Source organism: Nocardia sp. NPDC004123 (genome assembly GCF_053603795.1).
In genome coordinates, this window is the sequence record NZ_JBSGGG010000037.1 from 1 (window position 1) to 19,552 (window position 19,552).

Below are 19,552 nucleotides of genomic sequence, written 5' to 3' on the forward strand. Positions count from 1 at the left end.
CTGGAAGGGGCCGTCGAGGGTGACCCACTCGGTGTCCTGGTTCCACTCGGGCCAGGTGGCCATGTCGGCCCACTTGGTGAAGAAGGCGGCGGGGGCGGCGGTCGAGGTGGCGGAGGCTTCAGCGATGAACGTCATGCAATTAGTATGCGCGCTTAGTACTTTCCCGTCAACCCCCGACCACTGGGCGTTCTCCGAACCGGTGCGCAAGGTGTACTACAACCTCACCATCACCGGCTTGTCGACTGCGGTCGCGTTCCTGATCGGCACCATCGAACTCGTCGGCATCCTGCGATCCGAAATGTTTGTTGTGTTCGGTTGTGTCGTCTTGTTCGGATCAAATTTTCGGATTATCCGTGCTCGGCGGTGCGGGTGCCATCGGGTCGTTCCTGGGTCGATGACGACCTCTGTGTCCATGCAGGGTCCTGTTCGATCGGCGAACCAGCGTGTCGGCGCGTCAGCGGGTGCGGGCGCGCGGGATCTTCTAGCGTCGGGTCAAGAAGGGGATGCGGCAGCGTGGGCAGCGGCCGCCTGGATGGGCTCGGTGTTTCGACAGCGAGGAGTGCAGGCTTGAACACGTTTTGGGATTACGCAGGCGGACCGCTATTAGGGATTGCCATCACGGTGGTCTTTTGGCTGATGGTCTGGATCGCGGTCTCGGTCGCTCGGGTCCGGTCGGGAGGGCGGTCCCGGTTGGGTCACGTCAACGTCTTCGATGCCACGCTAGGGAGATTGCCACAGCGGCGGGGCTGGAGGCGACAAGTACTCGGCCTGATGTTGCTCGTCTATGTCCCCATCGTGGTTTGTGGGGTGGTGTTGAAGGTTCTCGGAGTGATCCCCGAGTGGGGGTTGATCGCGATCGTCGTTGGTGGCGCCGGCGTGGCAGCGACCGTGTCCCGTGTGCGGTTCCTGGCGCGTGCGTCGACGCCCAATGGGTAGCGTCGCGTGGCGTCATCATGTAGGTGTTCGGGGGGCGTGAGATCAATCTGGGGCAGGACGTTGGTCCAACCCATGTACCACGCCCGCCTCCAACGGCCCCCCCACGCATCGGCCCGTGGGGTCCGCACGGGCCGCAGTCCGGCGCAGCGAGCCCTGAACCGAGCGGGTCCCAGCCCGTACCGCCGACCGCCACCGCCGAGTGTCGGCGGCTACCCGCGGGCCCAAGGCCGGAGATCGACTATCGCCGCTCGTACTGGATGGCTACATCGGTGAATGGCGACGCCGTTGATCGGTGAATCCGGGCGTGGCACGGCGACGGCGACGTTCCCCACCATCTGGCGAACACCGAGCTAGATTGCGCTGACGCCACTCGCCCGAGTGCTCTCGACGATTGAGGAGGAACCTATGCGTGTGCTCTGCATTGCCGTGGTGGTGGCCACGGCGGCCCTGATGGCCGGATGCTCGTCGAACAGCAACAGCAATTCCGCTCCGTCGAGCGTCACCCCCACACCGGCGAATCCTGCCGAGGTGAAGGACTGCCACTCGCAACCACAGACCCGCCCGTCGGCCATCATCATCACGTGCGCCGACGGCAACCATTCCGTCTCCGATATCACCTGGAGCAGCTGGACCGACAGCTCCGCCCGCGGCACCGGTACCGAACACCGCAACACTTGCACGCCGAGTTGCGCTGAAGGACAAAAAGAGTCGATGCCAGTGACGGTCGAGCTGACGACCCCGGTCAATGGCATCTTCACCCAGATGACCCTCGACTCCGGCAACGGCAAACCCGAGACCGAACCGCTTCCCCGGTAAAGGCATGTCCTGGACCGCATCGACTTTCGACAACCGTGCCGTCCTCAATGAAACCTGTGATCGCCCCCGGTCGGGTTCGAACCGACACCTGGCGGATTGAGGGTCTGTGAACAAATAATGCCACGTCGAGATAGGTTGCTGCGGTAGCCGGGTGTCCTGTGGTCTGGACGCTGGTTTTGGTGCTGCCGGTGCTGGCCTCGGTTCAGGGGTAGCCGTGGGTCGATCGCCCTCAATATTGCTGTCGGCCGGTCGCTTTAGGATGCCGCCATGCCGACACGTCCACCGCCGGAGGTCGGCTTCCACGCGAAACTCGCGGAAGACTCGAATCCGCTGATCCGCCATCTCACAGCGCGAGGATCGACGTACTGGTTGGTCGTGCGCTGCAACAAAACCGGCGATGATTACGATTTGGCCTGGCTGGGCCGCAGATTGGCGGCCTGCCTCGATGGCCGCCATCCTGACCACCTCGTATGAAGACCGTTGGGCTTCGCCGGATTCATCACGTGTCAGAAGTCTCCGCTGTCAGCGAAAAACGAATACAGCACAACAGAATACAACTGTCGTGCTAGTACTCCAGCATCACTGCGTGATGTAACGGTCTTCGCTGGTAGTAGTGCGCTTGTTTTGATTCGGACATGGTTGTGTCCAGAGTGGTTATGGGGTGCGGCTTTTCGGTTTCTGCGGCGCGTGGGTGCGTGCTCGCGCGGCGAGTTCGTCGTGCCCGCGGCATAGCGTTTTGCAGGTATGGGGTCATGCGGTCGATTGCAGTGGTACGGACGACAATCCGCCCCAGCACAGGGTGATCACCGCGGCGATGGCGTCGGCCTTCGGGACGGCACGGCCGGTGTCGAGCCAGTACTGTGCGGCGAATTGGCTGGCGCCGACCAGCCCGGCGGCGAGCATGCGAGATCGGTTCGGGCTCAATCCGGAATCGTGCGCCACGGCAGTGGAGACGGCTGTTACGCAGTCGTCTGTTGCGCGTCCGATTCGCCATCGTATCGAGGGCTCGCTCGGTACGTTGGAATCGAAGACCAGTCGAAACCCTTGCGTTTCATGGTCGACGAAGTCGAAGTAAGCTTGGATCGCGGCGCGGACCCGGTCCCGATTCGCGGTGGTCGAGTGCAGTGCCCGCTGCACCCCGTCGGTCAATGCGTCGATATGGTGCTCCAACACCGCCAGATAGAGCTCCAGCTTTCCCGAGAATTCCTTGTACAGAATCGGTTTGCTCCAGCCGGCGCGATGCGCGATCTCATCCATCGTGGCCGCGTGAAAGCCGCGTGCGACGAAGACCTCGGTCGCTGCTGTCAAGGTGCGCCGTCGCCGCAGCGCACGTCTGGCACGGACGACGAATTTGCCGGACTGCCGGGATAGTATTGTCGGTTCGTATTCGATGGGTTCGGCGGTCATTTCCTGCTCCGTTTGGTCGGTCAGGCCTGGAGTTCGGTCAGTGTGTCCTCGAGGTTGCGGGCGATTTGCCAGACGTCGGGAACGGTGTCGGGGCAGGCGAGGATTCCGAAGTCGAGGTGTCCGTCGTAGGACATGACGGTGATGTTCAGGCAGCCTGACAGCTCGGTGAGCACTGAGACGGGGTGGCTCGAGAGCACGCGAATTCCCGCGAGGTACAACGGTATCTGTGGCCCGGGCACGTTGGAGACGAGCAGGTTGACCAGGGGCAGAGTGGACGCAGCCGCCCGCATCACGACTCGGGTGGGCATGCCGTGCAGCAGTGGTGTTGCCAGTGTGGTGACTTCGTGCAGCAGGTGCGATGACTGGGTGTGGAATCGTTGTTTGGCGACGAGCAGGTTGTCGCGCAAGAGTTTCACTCGATGGCGAGGGTCGGTCTCGGAGATCGGCAATGTGGTGAGCATGAGTGAGAACTGGTTTCCCGCGGTGCCGAATTGCTCGGGCGTGCGCACCGATACGGGAATGGCGGCCAGCAGCGGTCGGTCGGTGGCGAAGCCCCGGTCGTGCATCCAGCTCCGCAATGCGGTGGTGCACAGGGCCATCACGACATCGTTGACCGTCCCGTCGACGCTGTTCTTGATGGTTTTCACCGCGTCGAGGGGTAGTGATGTGTAGGCGACGCTGCGGGCGCTGGTGAGGGGGCCGTTGAACGGTACGTCGGGGTGTTTGGTGTGTAGATCATCGGCGGAACGCAGCAGCGTCGGCACGGCGCGCAGGGCGGCGCGGAATCGGGTTGCGGGTCGGGTGAGCGCGTTCGGGAGGCTGCGGGCGAGCATTTCGACGGTTGACGGTGTCCGGCCGCGCCGTAGGTCCGGAGTGGACGGCGGTGTGGCGGAGGGTGTTTCGCAGATATCCATTATGGCGGCCATGATCTCGGCGGCGGAGACGCCGTCGATCACGGCGTGGTGCACCTTCGTGTAGACGGCCTGCCGCCCGCCCGAGAGTCCGGACACGAGGTGGCATTCCCACAGCGGACGCGACCTGTCGAGCGGCTGACCGTGGCGGCGCGCGACGTAGTCGGCGAGTTCGCGATCATCCGCGCCGTCGGGCAGTCGGATATCGCGGACGTGGTATTTCAGGTCGATCTCCGCACAGTCCTCCCAGTAGGGCAGGTCCAATCCGAACGGGACCGTGCGCACCCGGCGCCGTAGCGGCGCGACGAGGGGCAGCCGCTCTGCGAAAAGCTGTCGCAGTGCTTCGGAATCGAGCGGTCCGTTCGGCGCTGATGCGGAGTCGAGCAGCGTAATCGCGCCGATATGCAGTGGCGTAGTGGAAGTTTCGGTATCGAGCAGGTGCAGATCGAGCGAATCGAGCTGTCTCACAGGGCCGATGGCGCGTGCGGTCGAGATGGCGGCAGGGGTGTGCTGGTGGCCCACGGAGTCCTCCCGGGTCGTGTCGGTACCGGACGCGGCCGCCGGCAGGTGCATGCCGACAGCTCACAGCGTCGATCCCGGACGTCTGATGACTTCCGTGCATCGCGGCACGGAGCGCGACACCGTGCCGGCGCTGACACGCTCGAACGGTGAAACCCTCGAACTGGAGGGGTGAATGCGAGTGTAGTGTCAGCTGACACGTCACGGTCTTGACCGACCGTTACATCTCGTTAATTGTGTGCGAACAGTAAACACTGATCACACGTCCAAGAATTCTGGTCCGCAAGGTCGTACGCGGACTGCGGCCATCGTTCGGCTACCGGCGAGTAGTCGGAACCAGGGCTCCGTGGAAACGCACTGCGGCTAGCCTGACGGCACTCGAATGTGGATGGCTCCGAGTAGCCTGCGGCCGCGCATATGCCAGACTTTGGCTCCATCTCCGGTGCGTTGTAGTGCTTCCCATGCCTCGGTGATAAGGGCGCGCGCCATGTGGCCGCCCGTAGTTGGATTCGAAGACGACGCCGTCGGCGCCGAGCTGGTGGGCGAGCAGGCATCCTGTCTCGACAGGGCCCCGGGAAGCTCTGCCCGAGGAACAGGGGGCGCTCAATCCCGTTCCAAAAGAATCTGTTTCACGTATCTTCGGCGCGTGAACACCAAGAACCGCACGGTCCGAGCGGGATTCGCCGCTCTCGCCCTCACGGCGGGCCTTGTCGCCGTCGCGGGGCCGGCCGCAGCCGACATACCTCTCACACCCGCCACCGCGGATCCGATCTGGGGCGCGACCACCGGTCCCATTCCGACCGGTAGCGCCGTCGCCGCCGGTCAAGGCAGCTCCCAGGCCGGACTGCCGAACCTCGCCGGTCCGCTGCTCGCCGCGCCCGCCGACCTCCTCAACGTCCTGCTCGGCGGTGCGCGACCCTGCACCCTGTCCGCCACCTGCAACGGGATCGGATAGCACCTGCCCCCGCAACACGAGTAACGCCCTTTGCTCATCGGAATCCGATGAGCAAAGGGCCTTTTCGATGCTTCAGGCGATCATGCCCGGCCGACCTCGAAGCGGGTCACGGTGACACCGGGCGCCTCCAGCTGCTGTTTGACGGTCTTCTTGGGGTCGGTGACCGGCGGCCGCTCCAGTAGGACGACGACCTTGTAGAAGCCATTGAGGCGACCCTCGACGATCTTCGGCAGCGCGCCCTCCGGCTTGCCCTCTTCGCGCCCCGGCCGCCGGAACTGGTCAGGATTCGACCCTCTTCTGCAAACCGGTCAGCGTGCTGTCCACCAATCCTTTGATGACTCTGCTGCGGATGAAGCCGGGCAGCGGCAGGTTGTGACGAATGGTCAGCTGATAGGTGACGGAGGTGGTGTCCGGAGTGATTTCGTCGAGCTGATAACGGCCTTCCTGACCGGTCTGCAACCGCCCCTGCACCATCGACCAACTCATGCCGTCGTCGCGGTGACGGTATCTGAGGGTGTAGCTGTCGGTGCCGACCGGCGCGGATGCCGTGAACCGGGCGGTCACCGGCAATCCGGTCCGCTCATCGACCTCGAGTACCTCTGCTCGGCGGATCTCGGGGATCCATTCCGGCTGGCTGTTCAGGTCGCGGATCGTCGCGAGCACGGTCGCCCGCGGGGCCTGGACCCGCACGGTCCTGGTGGCGCTATCGGTCGGCATGGTCACCGTTTCCGTAGTAACCGAGTCGAAGCAGGGTGGTGATCTCACTGAGCAGCGGCATTCGCGGATTGGTGCGATTGCTCAGGTCCTGGAATGCGATCATCGCCAATTCCGGTAGGGCCGCGAGGAATTCGTCCTCGGGAATACCGATGTCCCGAAGTGTGCGCGGCATTTCGAGCCGGTCGAGCAGGTCTTGCACACCCTGGAAGAGCCGACGGCGGCTTTCTCCGGGTTCGTGCCCGCCGAAGACGATCCGCCCGAGTTCGGCGTACTTCTCGGGGGCGACATAGGCCGAGTAGCCGGGAGCGGGCATGAACTTCGTCGGCAGGTCGGCGTTGTAGCGCAGGGTGTGCGGCAGGAAGACGCCGTTCGCGCGGCCGTGGGCGATGCCGAACCGGGCGCCGACAGCGTGTGCGAGAGCATGATTGGTGCCGACAAAGGCATTGGAGAACGCCAGGCCGGCCAGCGTGGCGGCATTGGCCATATCTGTGCGGGCGAGCAGATCCCGGGGATCGTCGCAGGCTCGGGGAAGCGCCTCGAAGATCAGCCGCGCCGCCTGCACACAGAACGCATCGGTATAGGGCGAGGCGAAGACCGAAGTCAGGGCCTCGAGGGCGTGGGTGAGGGCGTCTATACCGGTGTCGGCGGTCAGAGTCCGCGGCATCGAGACGGTGAGCAGCGGATCCACGATCGCCATATCGGGCACCAGGGAATAGTCGACCAATGTTTCCTTACGGTCTTCCAAGGTCAGCACCGCCGCGGGAGAGACCTCCGAACCGGTGCCCGCGGTGGTCGGCACCGCCACCAGTCGCACCGTATGTGGATCCTGCGGGTAGTCGGCCATGCGCTTGCGCGGATCGAGGAAAGGCAGCGTGAGTTCGGACAGATCCTTCTCAGGGTGCTCGTAGAACAGGCGGATCGCCTTGGCCGCGTCGATCACCGATCCGCCGCCCACGGCGATGAGCACGTCGGGCTGGTATGCCTCGAGCAACTCGACGCCGCGCCGGACGGTGGCCTCGCCCGGCTCCGGCTCGACCTCGCCGAAAATCTTGATGTGCCGCGCGCGCAGTTTGCCGCGGAATTCGTCCACCACGCCGCGCTGTTCGCTCAGCGCGTCGGTGATGATGACGACGCTGTCGCACTCGACATCCAGCAGGTTCTCGAGCGCCCCCGCATTGAAGAACGTGTTCGACGGGACCCGGAACCACTGGGGCGGACTGCGCCGATACGAGACCGTCTTGATGTTGAGCAACTGCGTGTAGTTGACGTTCTCCGTGGTGCTCGAACCGCCCCACGTGCCGCAGCCGAGGGAGAAGGTCGGGGTGAGGTTGTTGTAGATCCCGCCGAGGGCCCCGACCGCCGTGGGCGCGTTGACCAGGATCCGCCCGGTGCGCACGGCCAGGCTGTAGGCGTCGACGACAGCCTTGTCGTTGGCGTAGATCGCGGAGGTGTGCCCGAGGCCCCCGTGCTCGGTGACGAGGACCGCGGCATCGATGGCGTGCTGGACATCGCGGGCGCGCACCAGCCCGAGGACCGGCATCAGCTTCTCGCGCACGAGCGGATGTGTGTCGAGCCGGTCGAGCTCGGCCGGCAGCGGCGCGAGGAGAATCTTGACCGACCGGTCCACGGCGAATCCGGCCCGGTCGGCCAGGTCGGGTGCCTGGCGGCCGAGAGCCTCGAGTTTGGCCGTGTCGCCGCAGCCGAACGCGAATTCCGCGAGGGCATCGGACTGCTCCTCGGTGAGCAGGTGCGCGCCCATCCGCTCGAATTCGGCGACGGTGGCGTCATAGATCGCATCGTCGACGATGCAGGTCTGCTCGGCAGGGCAGATCACCGATGCGTCGAAAGTCTTCGAGATCAAAATATCGACGACAGCGGCCTTGATGTCGGCCGTACGATGCAGGTAGATGGGCGCGTTGCCGGGACCGACACACAGCGCGGGCTTTCCGGCCGCGTTGGCCAGGGCGACGATCTTCCGACCACCGGTCACCCAGATGAAGTCGACCCCCGGATGCCCGAACAGATAGTGGGTCACCTCATGGGCGGCGTCGGGAATCACCTGCAACGCGCCTGCGGGTAAACCCACCGCCTCCCCGGCTCGCCGAAGGATCTCGACCGTGCGTTCACACGACCGCACGGCGACGGGCGACGGCCGGAAGAGGATCGCGTTGCGCGTCTTGGCGGCCACGATCGCCTTGTACAGCACGGTGGACGTCGGATTGGTGACCGGGGTGATCGCCAACACCACTCCGATCGGATCGGCGATGCGAACGATGCTGCGCTCGACGTCGTCCTCGATAACGCCCACGGATTTCTTGTCGCGCAGATAGTCGTAGAGGAACTCGGTGGCAACGTAGTTCTTGACGACCTTGTCCTCGAACACGCCGAAACCGGTCTCCTCGATAGCCACCCGCGCCAGTTCGGCCGCCGCCCTGATCCCGGCGCGGGCCATTGCCTCGACAATCGCATCGACCTGTTGTTGATCGAGTTCGCGAAACGCCTTCGCCGCGGCACTCGCCGTGTCGACCATTGCGTCCACCTGGGCGAACCGGGCCGGGCTGCGATCGGCCGCAGCGGTGTCGGCAGTGGCTGTGTCGCTGCTGCGATCGACGGCCCGCGCTTCGGTACCGGTCTGGATGTCGGTCATGACACCTTCTCGAATCGGAGATTCTCGGTTTCGAAGGCACTTATCGGTGACGGTACTCGCGCCGGCCGGCGGTGACCGAGGTCTTTGTGCCCTGCCATAGGCCCTGTTCGGGAACCAGGGTGGTGATCGGGCTGGCCTCGATGATCGGCGCCATCATCGCGGCATCGCCCGGCCGTGCGGGCCTCGCTGGGCGATGTGCTGTCGCCCACATTGGCAAGTACAGGCCGAAGCCGATCCACGGCATCGCGGCGGTAGCCCAGGATGGCCGCTGGAACTGCTGGCGATCCCTCGGCTGCGGCGTTCCCATGACGGCCAGTGGCCAAGGTGGTGCGCGAGACGCCCAGGACCAGCGTAAGTATCGATCCCAGGGCCGCGACTCAGCAGTTGCGCTGGGCAGCGCATGCAGTGCCGGGGCAGCTCGGCCCGGACGCCGTCTCCGCAGCGTCCGGGCCGTTGCACCACGGGTCTCCAACGCGAGGGCACCGCGAGTGGCGGATGGGAAGTATTCGAACCTGCGATATTCGCTGCAGTCGAGATGTCTTGCACTGCAAGCCATCTTGGTCCTGCCTGCGGGGGAAGCGGTCGTGCCCACCACCCAGGGCGGCGGCAGCCCCACGCCGGCCCGCCCCGTTCCGGGCCCTCGCCCGCCTGGTTCGGCCGCTATCGCACTCGGGTCTTGGCCGTGGCGATGCCCTCGCGCTGGCGCTCGAGGATCAGGGCGTGTTCGAATTCGGCGACCGCGGCCATCATGTTCAAACGTCCAAACTGCCTTGCCCTCGGGGGCGATCGGCTCTGGGCTGCGGACCTGCGCTGCGCGAAACTGACGGTATGGCCGACACACCGGCACCTTGGGCGGCATCGGCGCGTGATGCAGTGCGCGTGTTCAACAAGTACGTGACCAATCCGGTCATGATGCGGCTGGCCGGCCGCAGGCACTGGTATGCGTCGGTGATCCGGCACACCGGCCGACGGACCGGGAAGCCCTATGCCACTCCGGTCGTCGCCGAACCGGTCGCCGAGGGGTTCCTCATCCCGCTTCCCTACGGGACCCATGTGGACTGGCTGCGTAATCTGCAGTACTCCGGCACTGCAACGATCCAGTACCGTGGCCGCGTCTACGCCGTCGGTTCACCCGAGATTGTCGACGCCGCTGCGGCTGCGCAGCAGCTGTCGGCCCGGCGCCGGCGCCAGTTCCGTCGATTCGGCATCGGCCGGTTCGTCTGCGTGCAACGCGCCGACGGCGACTCATAAAGGCCTCCAGCAAGCTCGCGTGGCGCCCCGAGTGGGAGAAGGGCATCTTCGAGCGCATGCGCCGCGGCGACGAGCTCATGATCACCCGGCCGGTGCGTCGATCACCTACCTGGAACCAACGACCGCCGGCGATCGCTGGGAGCACGACGAGATGGGCGTCCGCTACTACGACGGGCAGCCGGGCTTTCTCGCGGCCTTCGCCCAAACCAACGCAGGGGACATGACCCCCCACCTCGGCCTGGGCAAATTCCACCCCAACGGCCCCACCGACGACAATCGCGTCAACTGCGCGATGATCGGCGAACGCCAATTCCTGGCCGGGCGTGCGGCTTTCGACGCCGCGGTGCCCATGGCCACCGGCGGGGTCGACGCCGTCCTGCGCTACATCGACCTCTCCGCCACCGATATCGACGGTGTCTATACCCCCGACGGGCGGCCCGCCCGCACCACACCGGCCATGATGGGCGCCTCGGCCATGGCCACCAGTTCGGAGGACAACTGGCGCAGTCAGCTCTCGTTCCTCTACGAGGGGCAGAAGAACCCGCTCGTGGAGGTGCTCGGCGGCGTCGACGCGCCGATCGAACAGTGGGCGCGGGATGCGCAGGCCCCCAAGCTGATCGGAGTCCCACTCGGCATCCTGGGTCCCCGGCCGTGGAACCCGCAGATCCTTGCCATCCAGATCATGCGCCTGGGCGAGCTGGTCCTGGCCTGCGGCCCAGCGGAATTCACGGTCGTGTCGGGTTTGCGCATCCGGCGTATCGTGGCGCGGGCGCTGGGTGTCCCCGTCGACAACGTGCTGCTGCAGGGCTACGCCAACGGCTACAGCGGATACGTCACCACCCCCGAGGAGTACGTCTCCTAGCAATACGAGGGCGGCGAGACACTCTACGGCCGCTGGACCCTGTCGGCCTACATACAGGAATTCGACGCACTGGCCAAGGCGCTGGCCGCCCGCGTAGCACTGGGCCGCGGCCCCGCCCCACTGGACTGGACCGCCGGAATCCAGCCGTCACTCCTCCCGCCGCTCCCGCCGGACGTCCCGGTGGCGGGCCACCGTTTCGGCGATATCCTCACCGCGCCGCAACCGTCCTATGCCTCCGGGCAGACCGCCGAAGTAGTTTTCGCGGGAGCTCACCCCAACAACGACTTCCACACCGGCGCGACCTATTTCGAGATCCAACAGGCACAGGGCGACTCCTGGTCCCGGGTCTTCGACGACAACGACTGGTGCACGGAACTGCACTGGTCCCGTCCCGACGGCCAACCCGCCGCCTCGATCGTCACCATCCGCTGGACCATCCCCGACACCACCGCACCCGGCCGCTACAGAATCCAATACAACGGCGACAGCCGAGATCTCAGCGGCGCCACCACCCCCTTCACCGCGCTTTCACCCGACTTCGGCATCACCTGAGCCGGTCCGGACCGCGTGGCAATTCATAACCGAATCCCAAACCCAGTCCCGGCGGCGAACCATCCGCCGCCGGCCTCACAGGTAATCCTCCAAATCGCCCTGGATGGCGGGCTTGAACTTCGCGTGGACCTTGTGCGTCTGCGCTGAGGAGATCCCGCCGCCGATAGTGACGACGTAGGCCTTGATGCCCGCCTTGCCTTCGTCTTTCACGGCGATGTTCAGCTCGATGGCGCATTCGTCGAGCGCCAGCTTGAATCCGTCACCCGAGTCCGCTTGGGCCGCGGTCAGCTCGGACTTGAGATAGCGGATCATGTCCGAAAGTTCGATCGCGCCATCGGCTGGAATGGTCATGCCGTGCTGCCTCTCGCTTGACGGTTCTTCTCGAGCCAGTTCCAGGGTCGAACGCAAGAATATTGGACCGTTGCCCCGACGTGCCTCGAGACGCGCCGGATCCCGGTCGGTTGCCCCACTACCCCCTATCCCGTCCAGTAGCAGATCGACGACGCGTCCCGCGCTGACCGAGTGGGCGCTGGCGCACGGAGAAGCACTCGTCGACTTCCAGGAATCGACGGCCACTAACAAGACGCACTAGGTCCCCGACGGCCCACACCTGGAATCGCAACGCGGACCTGGTCGTGGACTTCTTCGGGTCGCGTTATGTGCGCATTTCAGCTTCTTGTGCGTTTACACAACACAGGTTCGCCGGTTTGTTGCGGATCGATGCTGGCGGGCGAGGTGTGACCCACGCATCATTGCTCGTGACTCCCCGATTCGGGGAAGGACCCATGGGCGCGAGCGGCTTCGGCCGGCTCGAGCCTCCCCGGAGCACAGCCGATGACCACAGAGCACGTCGACTACGACACCGCCGGAGGAGTCGACGTCCTCATCGTGGGCGCCGGAGCATCTGGCGGGGTGGCAGCACTCGAGTTGGCCGGTAGCGGCCTCGAGGTCGTGTGTCTGGAGCAAGGAGACTGGAACCTGCCCGACGACTTCACCGGTGACAAACCGTCGTGGGAGCTCACCCGTCTGAAGCAGTGGAACTCCAGCCCGAATGTGCGTCAGAACCCGGCCGACTACCCGGTCGATGCCACCGAGAGCCCGGTCGAACCGCTGATGTTCAATGGGGTCGGCGGCAGCACGATCATGTTCTCCGGGCACTGGGTTCGCGCGATGCCGTCGGACTTCCGGGTCAAGACACTCGACGGTGTGGCCGAGGACTGGCCGTTCACCTATGAGGATCTGCGACCGTTCTACGACGAGGTCACCTACCAGATCGGCGCGTCCGGGCTCGAAGGCGACCCCGCCTATCCGGATCCACACACCTTTCCGCTGCCGCCGCTGCCGATCGGCAAGTACGGTGTCGTCGCGGCCAAAGGGATGGACAAGCTGGGCTGGCACTGGTGGCCGGCACCGAATGCCATCGCGTCGCGCAACTTCAGGAACCGCCCGGCCTGTCTGCGCTACGGCGCGTGTGAATCCGGATGTCCGACCGGAGCCAAGGCCAGCACCGACCTCACACACTGGCGGGACGCGATCGCGCTGGGTGCGGTGCTGATCACCGGTGCCCGGGTCAGCCGGCTCACCGTGAACGACCGCGGCCTTGTCACCGGCGCCGAGTACATCGACCGCGACGGGAACCTGCAGCACCTGGCGGCCCGGGTGACCGTGATGGCCGCGAACGGTGTGGGCACCCCGCGCCTGCTGCTGAACTCGACCTCGTCGCTTTTCCCCAACGGCCTCGCCAACTCCTCCGGGCTGGTGGGCAAGCGTTTGATGACACACCCGTACGCCTCGGTTTTCGGCGTCTACGACGAAGAGCTCGAAACCTGGCTCGGCCCGGCAGGACAGGCGCTGCAGTCGATGCAGTTCTACGAGACCGACACCGACCGCGGTTTCGTGCGGGGAGCGAAGTGGAACCTGATGCCGACCGGTGGCCCGCTCGCCCACACCCTGTGGGAGCGGGGCCAGGACTGGCGTGGGAGTTTCGGACCCGCCTTCCACAGCCACCTCGCGCGCACGTTCGGGCGCTACACCGAATGGGGGATCACCACCGAAGACCTGCCCGACGAGCACAACGCGGTCGTGCTCGCCCCGGACGTCACAGACTCCGACGGGATCCCGGCCGCGAAAATCCGCTACACCATCGGTGAGAACTGTGCGCGAATGCTCGAATTCAACGTGGAGCGGGCGATCGAGGCGCATCAGGCTGCCGGGGCTGTCGAAGTCCACCCGATCCCAGTGGTACGCCACAGCGCCTGGCATCTGCTCGGCACGGCCACCATGGGCACCGACCCCGCCACCTCCGTCGTCGATCAGTGGGGTCGGGCACACGACGTACCCAACCTGTTCATCATCGACGGCAGCGTCTTCGTCACGTCCACGGGCGTGAACCCGACCGCGACCATCATGGCGATTGCTCTGCGCTCGATGCGGCATCTCGCCGGAACCCGCCACAGCATCCAGACCGCGTTCTAAGGACAGCATGATGCTCGATTCCGACCAGCGCCGCACCTTCGCGCTTCTCGCCGACACATTGATTCCCGCGTCCGGCTCCATGCCCTCGGCGAGCGCCGCCGGAGTACCCGACGCGTTGCTCGACCAGGTTCTCGGCTACCGGCCTGATATCGCAGAGGCATTCGCCGCCGCCGTCGCCTCGTGCGCCAGCATGGATCCCGAAGCCGCTCTCGATGAGCTCGCCGCGCACCGGCCCGACCAGTTCGAGGCGCTGACGGTGCTGACGGCAGGGGCGTACTTCCTCAGTCCCGCCGTGAAGGCCGCCATGCCGTATGCCGCGGCGCCGCGTCCGGTCCGCGATGACATGGATTGCTACGTCGATCTGCTCGCCGACGTTGTCGAGCGCGGCTTCGTCATCCGCTGATCAAGCCCCGAGACCACCATCTCCCAACCTGCCCCGGGTCCTGCGAAAGGCAACGCCAGTGAGTGAAAATCACAGCGGGCGTGAAGAATCTGTCTCCACCATCGAATCGGCCACCATCCAACCGATCCCGGCCGACCAGCGTCACGGGCGCAACCGGGACATGTTCACGATCTGGTTCGGAACCAACATCATGATCCTGGCGGTCGTCACCGGGGCGTTGTCGACGACCCTCTTCGGGCAGCCCGCCTGGTCGGCCGCGCTGGCGGTCGTCGCGGGAAATCTCTTCGGTGCGATCTTCATGGCGCTGCACTCGGCTCAGGGGCCGCGGCTGGGTGTTCCGCAGATGGTGCAGACCAAGGGCCAATTCGGTTCGCTGGGATCGATTCTCATCGTCGGAGTCGTCGTCTGCATGTACCTCGGGTTCTTCATCTCGATTCTGGTCTTCGGCGGGCAGTCCCTCGCGTCGGCCATACCCTTCCTGAGCGGCAAGGCCGGCATCGTGGTGCTCGCGGCGATCAGTGTCTGCGCGGTCATCTGGGGTTACACCCTGATCCATGTCTACGCGCGCATCATGACGTGGGCGTCCGGGCTGGTTCTGCTGATGGCGTTCGTGTGGGCGTTCATCGTCCACTCGGTGCCCGCTCACTTCTTCAGCACGGGCACCGCGACGCCGGCCGGCTTCCTGAGCGCCTTCGGGGCGTGTGCGGTGTGGCAGATCGCCTATGCCCCATACGTTTCCGACTATTCGCGCTACCTGCCGGCAAAGACGGGCTCGAGGCCGGCATTCTGGATGAGCTACTTGGGCACCAGCATCGGCTCGATCCTGCCGATGTTCCTCGGGGCGGGCGTCGGATTGCTGCTCCCTCACACCGACCCGGTTGTCGCCCTGACCCAGGCCACCGCGGGGATCAGCGTCGTGGTGGTTGTGGTCTTCGGCATCGGAGTCGCCGCTACGAACGCGATGAACCTGTACTGCGGCACGCTGTGCACGATCACGATTGCGCAGACGGTCTTTCCGCGTCTCAATCCACGCGGCCGCGAACGTGCTCTGGTCGCCACCGGACTGTGCGTGCTGGCCTCGAGTATCGCGCTCACCGGGGGCAGCGACTTCGTCGCCACCTACAAGAACTTCCTGGTTCTGCTGCTGGGTTCGCTGGTCCCGTGGACCGCCGTGAATCTGGTGGACTACTACCTGGTCCGGCATGGGGACTATGTCGTCGAAGACTTCTACAAGCGCGACGGCGGTCGCTACGGCCGGGTCAACTGGCCTGCGATCAGCTGCTACCTCATCGGTGTCGCCGTACAACTCCCGTTCATGATCATCGGAACCGCCTTCATCGGACCGATCGCCAAAATGCTTGGCAACATAGACATCTCGTTCATCGTCGGATTGGCTGTCGTTTCACCGCTCTACTACTTCACAGCCACAGCTCTTGCCCGCCGCAGGAATCGTTCCGCCGCCCTTGTCGCCTCGGCGGTGCAGCAGTAGTGAACTCGGGCGATTCACCGTCCGCGTCCCTCTCCGGATCAGACCCCGGTCGCCCGCGAGCAGGAACCGTCCAGGATGAACCTCGACGGCCGCCTCCACGGCTGATCAACTACAACGCACGAGCCCTGGATACGGGGTGGGAAGTCAATGCGTCGCCGGCCGACGAGACGCTGCGCCCGAACATCGATCATGTGAACTCAGGGTGGTCCTGCGGCTGCTGCAACCCACCTCGCGATCTGAGCCCGCGAGGTGAAACCCAGCTTCGTCAGGATGTGCTCGACGTGTCCCTCCGCGGTGCGCCGTGAGATCGTCAATCGGCCGGCGATTGCGTTGTTGGTGAGACCTTCGGCTACTAGTTCGGCGATTTGCCGCTCACGTTTGGTGAGGATCGACGCCGCCCGGTCGGCGGGCGATGGGAGGTCTTCTCCGAGGCCGAAGGCAACGGCCACGGCGAAACTCATCGCACTGCCCTTCTTCTGGGCTTTTCCGAATTCTCGCGCTCCAAGAGTCTCCTGTGCGCGGCGCTCGCATGCTTCGTGATGGGTGGCCAGGTTGGGGAACAGGATGGCGGAGCTACCTGCGGCCCGGCCCAGTGCTCCAGCAGCACCCATCAACACAGCGGCGCGGCGGACATCGTCGCGATCCGAAGCGATCCATGCGAGAGCTTCCAAACTGGTCGCGGCGATGAGCGGATCATCTACCGAGCGAGCACGACGAAGGCTCTCCTTCAACAGGTCCGTGGCTCGGTCGAGCGCACCCTGCCTCCAGAAAGCCGTACCCATCGCCCACAACAGCCAGGAGCGAAAGGACGTCTCTCCGCCGCGAGAGTCCGCGAATGCCAGCGCCTGCTCGTGACAGGCGACCGCACGCCGGAGATCCCCGCTGAGTTGGTATGCCCATCCGAGCGACAGGGAAGTGTCCATTCGCAATACGGGATCACTACAGCCTGTGACCAGTTCTCTGGCCTCTTCCAGGCGGGCGACCGCACGGCCGAGATCATCGCTGACAAGCGCAGTGAAACCGTCCGCAACTGCCACCCAAGTGGCGATCTCCGGACCTGTCATCTGCGTGGCCAGCCCCTCGAGTTCTGCCACCCGCGCTGTCGCCGCGGCCAGGTCGCCCTGACTCGCGGCAAGCATCCCGGCCGAGTAGAGCGCCTTGGCGCGATCTCGACCTTGTCCAACGACCGAGCGGGCCAGAGTTCGGTCGAGCCAGCTGCGGCCCTCGGTGATTCGGCCACCCATGTACCAGAACGAAAACAGAGCTGCTGCGATCCTCATTCCGCCGGCACTGGCCTCGGACAGGTCGAACTCCATTGCCTTGCGCAGATTCGGCAGTTCTTGCTTCAGGCGAGAATCCCACTCGAGTTGGCGGGGACTGACCCACTCGGCCTCCGAGTCGAGCGCCAACCGCTCGTACCAATCCCGATGCCGGCGACCGATCTCCGAGTCCTCACCTGCCTCCTCGAGCTTTCTCCTGCCGTAGTTCTGCACGGTGTCGAGCATCCGAAACCGGACCGCGCCACCGAATTCCTCCCGGATCAGGATCGACTTGTCCACCAACGCGAACAATGCGTCGAGCAGGTCGGGGTCGGGTGTGGCGGTGCCGCACACCGCTTCCGCTGCGTCGAGTTCGAAGCTGGGGGCGAAGATCGACAGTCGCGACCACAGCTGCTGTTCGCGTGGTGTGCACAGGTCGTAACTCCAGCCGATGCACCACCACAGAGTCTGCTGGCGAGTCGGGACATCGCGATTGCCGGCTGTGAGCAGGGTGTACCGGTCGTCGAGCCGTCGGAGGATCTGATCGACGGACAGCACGCGCAGCCGGGCCGTGGCCAGCTCGATCGCCAATGGCAACCCGTCCAGCCGGGCACAAATCCGGGCTACGGCAAGCTGGTTGTCTCGAGTCAGCTCGAACCCGGGCAACGCCGCCGCCGCTCGTTCGACGAACAATTCCACCGCATCGTATCGGGACGCTTCTCCCAGCGTGGGCACGCTGGACGGATCCGGAAAGCTCAGTGGCGTCACGGGGAACACGGATTCGCCGCCGATTCCGAGAACCTCGCGGCTGGTGGCCAAGATCGACAGGTCCACGCAGCCACGCAGTAGCGACTCCGCGAGGTAAGCGACCGCCTCCACCAGGTGCTCGCAGTTGTCGAGCACCAGCAAAAGATTCCGTGTCGACAGGAACTCGACCAATACCTCCCTAGCCGGTCTGCCGGCCAGGTTCCGCACGCCCACGGAAGTAGCCACGATGTCGTCCACCAACTCTGGCTCGTGAATGTCGCCGAACTCGACCAGTTTCACCCCGTCTGCGTAACTGTCGCGCAACTTGCTCGCCGCCCGCGCCGCCAGCCGCGTCTTGCCGACCCCACCGATGCCGGTCAGCGTAACCAGGCGCGATTCCGACAGCGCCTTCTTGACCTCGGATAGTTGTGCCCTCCGACCGACAAAGCTGGTCAGTTCCAACGGAAGGGCACCCGTATCCCGCTTGCGACGCTGCCGCCCCGGCGCCGGTGCGTGCACTTCCTGCACGTTGTCGGGTTCGCCGCGGATGGTCATCTCCTCGACGGAGTAACCATGGTCGCGCTGGATCCGTTGCAGCTGCTTACCGAGTGCGATGGCGGAGGGGCGCTGCGATGGATCTCGGTCCATCGCGGTCTCGATTGCCGCGCACACGTCGTCGGGGATCCCGCCCGTGCGCAGATCCGGCACCGGGTCGGTGGTGATCCGGAGAAACTGCGCAACGACCTGTTCCCCACTCCGGCGTTCGAAAGCGGCATGTCCGGTGAGGGCACAGAACAACGTGCTTCCCAGTCCGTACACGTCCGACGCCAGACTGGGCGGATCGCCGTCGAGAACCTCGGGAGCAGCAAAAGCCGGCGACGCCATGACCGCTCCAGCCGCGGTCTCGAATCCGCCGGCGATGCGGGCAATGCCGAAATCGCACAACGCCGGCTCCCCGTATTCGGTGAACAGGATATTCGCCGGTTTGACGTCACGATGTACGATACCGAGCCGGTGCGCCGTCTCGAGCGCCCCGGCCACCTTGATCCCGAGCCGCAGCACCTCGTCCACAGGAAGCGGACCGTCCCTGCGGATCCGGTCCTCGAGGGATCCGCGCGCGTGGCACTGCATCACCAAATATGGTCTCCCAGACGAGATCTCGCCGATCTGCAGGACCCCGACGATGTTCGGATGGCCGGTCAGTCGCCCCATCGCGCGTTGCTCCCGCAGAAATCGCGCTCTGTTTTCCTCGTCCGGTTCAGCGGTGAGCACCTTCACCGCGACGACGCGATCCAACCCGCGCTGGGTGCATCGGTAGACCACGCCGAACCCGCCCCGCCCGATCTCCTCGGCATCCTCGAACCCCACCGAACTCAGCTCCGCGACTGGCGGAGCCACCACATCCCGGTGCGTTCTGAGGGGGTCGTCCTCGACCATGTGGGTCACCTGCGATTCACACCCCCCCGGAAATTCCTATGTTAGCCCGCTGTGCTGGGGAGGACCCGATCACCTGGAGCGCTCAGGCGCGTTGTGTGCAGCGGTGAGATGAATACCCGGCGCTTGTCCGCTCCCGCACCGTCCTGCGATTGGTTGCTCATGCTGTGGT

Annotated in this window: 17 protein-coding genes and 1 pseudogene; 10 read left to right on the forward strand and 8 right to left on the reverse strand. The window is 65.2% G+C overall.

The features are described 5' to 3' along the window. Nucleotides 1-124: 124 nt before the first annotated feature. The 3 genes from ACWEQQ_RS39615 (at nucleotide 125) to ACWEQQ_RS39625 (ending at nucleotide 1,752) form a co-directional block, all read left to right on the forward strand. Nucleotides 125-571, forward strand: a complete 447-nt coding sequence (locus ACWEQQ_RS39615) for a HoxN/HupN/NixA family nickel/cobalt transporter (protein ID WP_452351787.1) — start codon at nucleotides 125-127, stop codon at nucleotides 569-571. Further along, nucleotides 568-936: a hypothetical protein gene (locus tag ACWEQQ_RS39620; protein WP_452351788.1), complete on the forward strand. Its 369-nt coding sequence runs from the start codon at nucleotides 568-570 to the stop codon at nucleotides 934-936. Before ACWEQQ_RS39615 ends, ACWEQQ_RS39620 begins: the two co-directional genes overlap by 4 nt. Before the next feature lie 405 nt (nucleotides 937-1,341). After that, the gene (locus ACWEQQ_RS39625) at nucleotides 1,342-1,752 is read left to right on the forward strand and encodes a hypothetical protein (RefSeq protein ID WP_452351789.1); all 411 of its coding nucleotides are present in this window, start codon (nucleotides 1,342-1,344) and stop codon (nucleotides 1,750-1,752) included. A 750-nt stretch (nucleotides 1,753-2,502) separates the two neighbouring features. On the opposite strand, the gene ACWEQQ_RS39630 is transcribed toward ACWEQQ_RS39625, so the two are convergent. Both ACWEQQ_RS39630 and ACWEQQ_RS39635 read right to left on the reverse strand, forming a co-directional pair. Beyond that, entirely contained in the window at nucleotides 2,503-3,159 is a 657-nt protein-coding gene (locus tag ACWEQQ_RS39630; RefSeq protein ID WP_452351790.1) for a TetR/AcrR family transcriptional regulator, read from the reverse strand. 20 nt (nucleotides 3,160-3,179) lie between these two features. After that, the gene (locus ACWEQQ_RS39635) at nucleotides 3,180-4,643 is read right to left on the reverse strand and encodes a WS/DGAT/MGAT family O-acyltransferase (RefSeq protein ID WP_452351791.1); all 1,464 of its coding nucleotides are present in this window, start codon (nucleotides 4,641-4,643) and stop codon (nucleotides 3,180-3,182) included. 592 nt (nucleotides 4,644-5,235) lie between these two features. Here ACWEQQ_RS39635 and ACWEQQ_RS39640 point away from each other — a divergent pair. Further along, nucleotides 5,236-5,544, forward strand: coding sequence for a hypothetical protein (locus ACWEQQ_RS39640; RefSeq protein WP_452342785.1), 309 nt, complete (start codon nucleotides 5,236-5,238; stop codon nucleotides 5,542-5,544). Between the two features lie 80 nt (nucleotides 5,545-5,624). Here the strand turns inward: ACWEQQ_RS39640 and ACWEQQ_RS39645 are convergent. The 4 genes and pseudogenes from ACWEQQ_RS39645 to ACWEQQ_RS39660 form a co-directional block, all read right to left on the reverse strand. Next, nucleotides 5,625-5,804: pseudogene (locus tag ACWEQQ_RS39645) on the reverse strand (translation elongation factor Ts); the annotation flags it as partial. Between the two features lie 19 nt (nucleotides 5,805-5,823). Continuing rightward, nucleotides 5,824-6,261, reverse strand: a complete 438-nt coding sequence (locus ACWEQQ_RS39650; RefSeq protein WP_452351792.1) for an SRPBCC family protein — start codon at nucleotides 6,259-6,261, stop codon at nucleotides 5,824-5,826. Then, nucleotides 6,248-8,908 (reverse strand): bifunctional acetaldehyde-CoA/alcohol dehydrogenase, encoded by a 2,661-nt coding sequence (adhE, locus tag ACWEQQ_RS39655; RefSeq protein WP_452351793.1) that lies wholly within the window; start codon nucleotides 8,906-8,908, stop codon nucleotides 6,248-6,250. The genes ACWEQQ_RS39650 and adhE overlap by 14 nt, the downstream gene beginning before the upstream one ends. A gap of 40 nt (nucleotides 8,909-8,948) precedes the next feature. Continuing rightward, nucleotides 8,949-9,215 (reverse strand): hypothetical protein, encoded by a 267-nt coding sequence (locus ACWEQQ_RS39660; RefSeq protein WP_452351794.1) that lies wholly within the window; start codon nucleotides 9,213-9,215, stop codon nucleotides 8,949-8,951. 521 nt (nucleotides 9,216-9,736) lie between these two features. On the opposite strand from ACWEQQ_RS39660, the gene ACWEQQ_RS39665 reads away from it, so the two are divergent. The 3 genes from ACWEQQ_RS39665 to ACWEQQ_RS39675 all read left to right on the forward strand — a co-directional run bounded on the left by ACWEQQ_RS39665 (nucleotide 9,737) and on the right by ACWEQQ_RS39675 (nucleotide 11,573). Then, complete coding sequence (locus ACWEQQ_RS39665; RefSeq protein ID WP_452351862.1) at nucleotides 9,737-10,159, forward strand: nitroreductase family deazaflavin-dependent oxidoreductase; 423 nt, start codon at nucleotides 9,737-9,739, stop codon at nucleotides 10,157-10,159. Between the two features lie 19 nt (nucleotides 10,160-10,178). Next, nucleotides 10,179-11,021: a neutral/alkaline non-lysosomal ceramidase N-terminal domain-containing protein gene (locus ACWEQQ_RS39670; protein WP_452351795.1), complete on the forward strand. Its 843-nt coding sequence runs from the start codon at nucleotides 10,179-10,181 to the stop codon at nucleotides 11,019-11,021. A 69-nt stretch (nucleotides 11,022-11,090) separates the two neighbouring features. Next, nucleotides 11,091-11,573 carry a neutral/alkaline non-lysosomal ceramidase C-terminal domain-containing protein gene (locus ACWEQQ_RS39675; protein ID WP_452351863.1) on the forward strand — a complete coding sequence of 161 codons (483 nt, stop codon included), beginning with the start codon at nucleotides 11,091-11,093 and terminating at the stop codon, nucleotides 11,571-11,573. A 75-nt stretch (nucleotides 11,574-11,648) separates the two neighbouring features. Here the strand turns inward: ACWEQQ_RS39675 and ACWEQQ_RS39680 are convergent, their stop codons facing one another. Continuing rightward, complete coding sequence (locus tag ACWEQQ_RS39680) at nucleotides 11,649-11,924, reverse strand: trypco2 family protein (protein ID WP_452342790.1); 276 nt, start codon at nucleotides 11,922-11,924, stop codon at nucleotides 11,649-11,651. A 483-nt stretch (nucleotides 11,925-12,407) separates the two neighbouring features. Here ACWEQQ_RS39680 and ACWEQQ_RS39685 point away from each other — a divergent pair, with 483 nt between their 5' ends. The 3 genes from ACWEQQ_RS39685 to ACWEQQ_RS39695 are packed head-to-tail and all read left to right on the forward strand — an operon-like array spanning nucleotide 12,408 to nucleotide 15,940. Next, nucleotides 12,408-14,048, forward strand: coding sequence for a GMC family oxidoreductase (locus tag ACWEQQ_RS39685; protein WP_452351796.1), 1,641 nt, complete (start codon nucleotides 12,408-12,410; stop codon nucleotides 14,046-14,048). A 10-nt stretch (nucleotides 14,049-14,058) separates the two neighbouring features. Then, nucleotides 14,059-14,451, forward strand: a complete 393-nt coding sequence (locus ACWEQQ_RS39690) for a hypothetical protein (RefSeq protein ID WP_452351797.1) — start codon at nucleotides 14,059-14,061, stop codon at nucleotides 14,449-14,451. 58 nt (nucleotides 14,452-14,509) lie between these two features. Next, the gene (locus tag ACWEQQ_RS39695; protein ID WP_452351798.1) at nucleotides 14,510-15,940 is read left to right on the forward strand and encodes a purine-cytosine permease family protein; all 1,431 of its coding nucleotides are present in this window, start codon (nucleotides 14,510-14,512) and stop codon (nucleotides 15,938-15,940) included. 197 nt (nucleotides 15,941-16,137) lie between these two features. Here ACWEQQ_RS39695 and ACWEQQ_RS39700 read toward each other — a convergent pair whose 3' ends face one another. After that, entirely contained in the window at nucleotides 16,138-19,383 is a 3,246-nt protein-coding gene (locus ACWEQQ_RS39700) for a protein kinase domain-containing protein (RefSeq protein ID WP_452351799.1), read from the reverse strand. Nucleotides 19,384-19,552: the final 169 nt, after the last annotated feature.

Excerpts from the sequence above, each read along its gene's own strand:
- ACWEQQ_RS39625 (WP_452351789.1), top strand. The coding sequence starts at position 1,342 with ATGCGTGTGCTCTGCATTGCCGTGGTGGTGGCCACGGCGGCCCTGATG.
- ACWEQQ_RS39635 (WP_452351791.1), bottom strand. The coding sequence starts at position 4,643 with ATGCACCTGCCGGCGGCCGCGTCCGGTACCGACACGACCCGGGAGGAC.
- adhE (WP_452351793.1), bottom strand. The coding sequence starts at position 8,908 with ATGACCGACATCCAGACCGGTACCGAAGCGCGGGCCGTCGATCGCAGC.
- ACWEQQ_RS39700 (WP_452351799.1), bottom strand. The coding sequence starts at position 19,383 with ATGGTCGAGGACGACCCCCTCAGAACGCACCGGGATGTGGTGGCTCCG.
- ACWEQQ_RS39660 (WP_452351794.1), bottom strand. The coding sequence starts at position 9,215 with ATGGGAACGCCGCAGCCGAGGGATCGCCAGCAGTTCCAGCGGCCATCC.
- ACWEQQ_RS39685 (WP_452351796.1), top strand. The coding sequence starts at position 12,408 with ATGACCACAGAGCACGTCGACTACGACACCGCCGGAGGAGTCGACGTC.
- ACWEQQ_RS39690 (WP_452351797.1), top strand. The coding sequence starts at position 14,059 with ATGCTCGATTCCGACCAGCGCCGCACCTTCGCGCTTCTCGCCGACACA.
- ACWEQQ_RS39615 (WP_452351787.1), top strand. The coding sequence starts at position 125 with ATGAACGTCATGCAATTAGTATGCGCGCTTAGTACTTTCCCGTCAACC.
- ACWEQQ_RS39630 (WP_452351790.1), bottom strand. The coding sequence starts at position 3,159 with ATGACCGCCGAACCCATCGAATACGAACCGACAATACTATCCCGGCAG.
- ACWEQQ_RS39680 (WP_452342790.1), bottom strand. The coding sequence starts at position 11,924 with ATGACCATTCCAGCCGATGGCGCGATCGAACTTTCGGACATGATCCGC.
- ACWEQQ_RS39650 (WP_452351792.1), bottom strand. The coding sequence starts at position 6,261 with ATGCCGACCGATAGCGCCACCAGGACCGTGCGGGTCCAGGCCCCGCGG.
- ACWEQQ_RS39665 (WP_452351862.1), top strand. The coding sequence starts at position 9,737 with ATGGCCGACACACCGGCACCTTGGGCGGCATCGGCGCGTGATGCAGTG.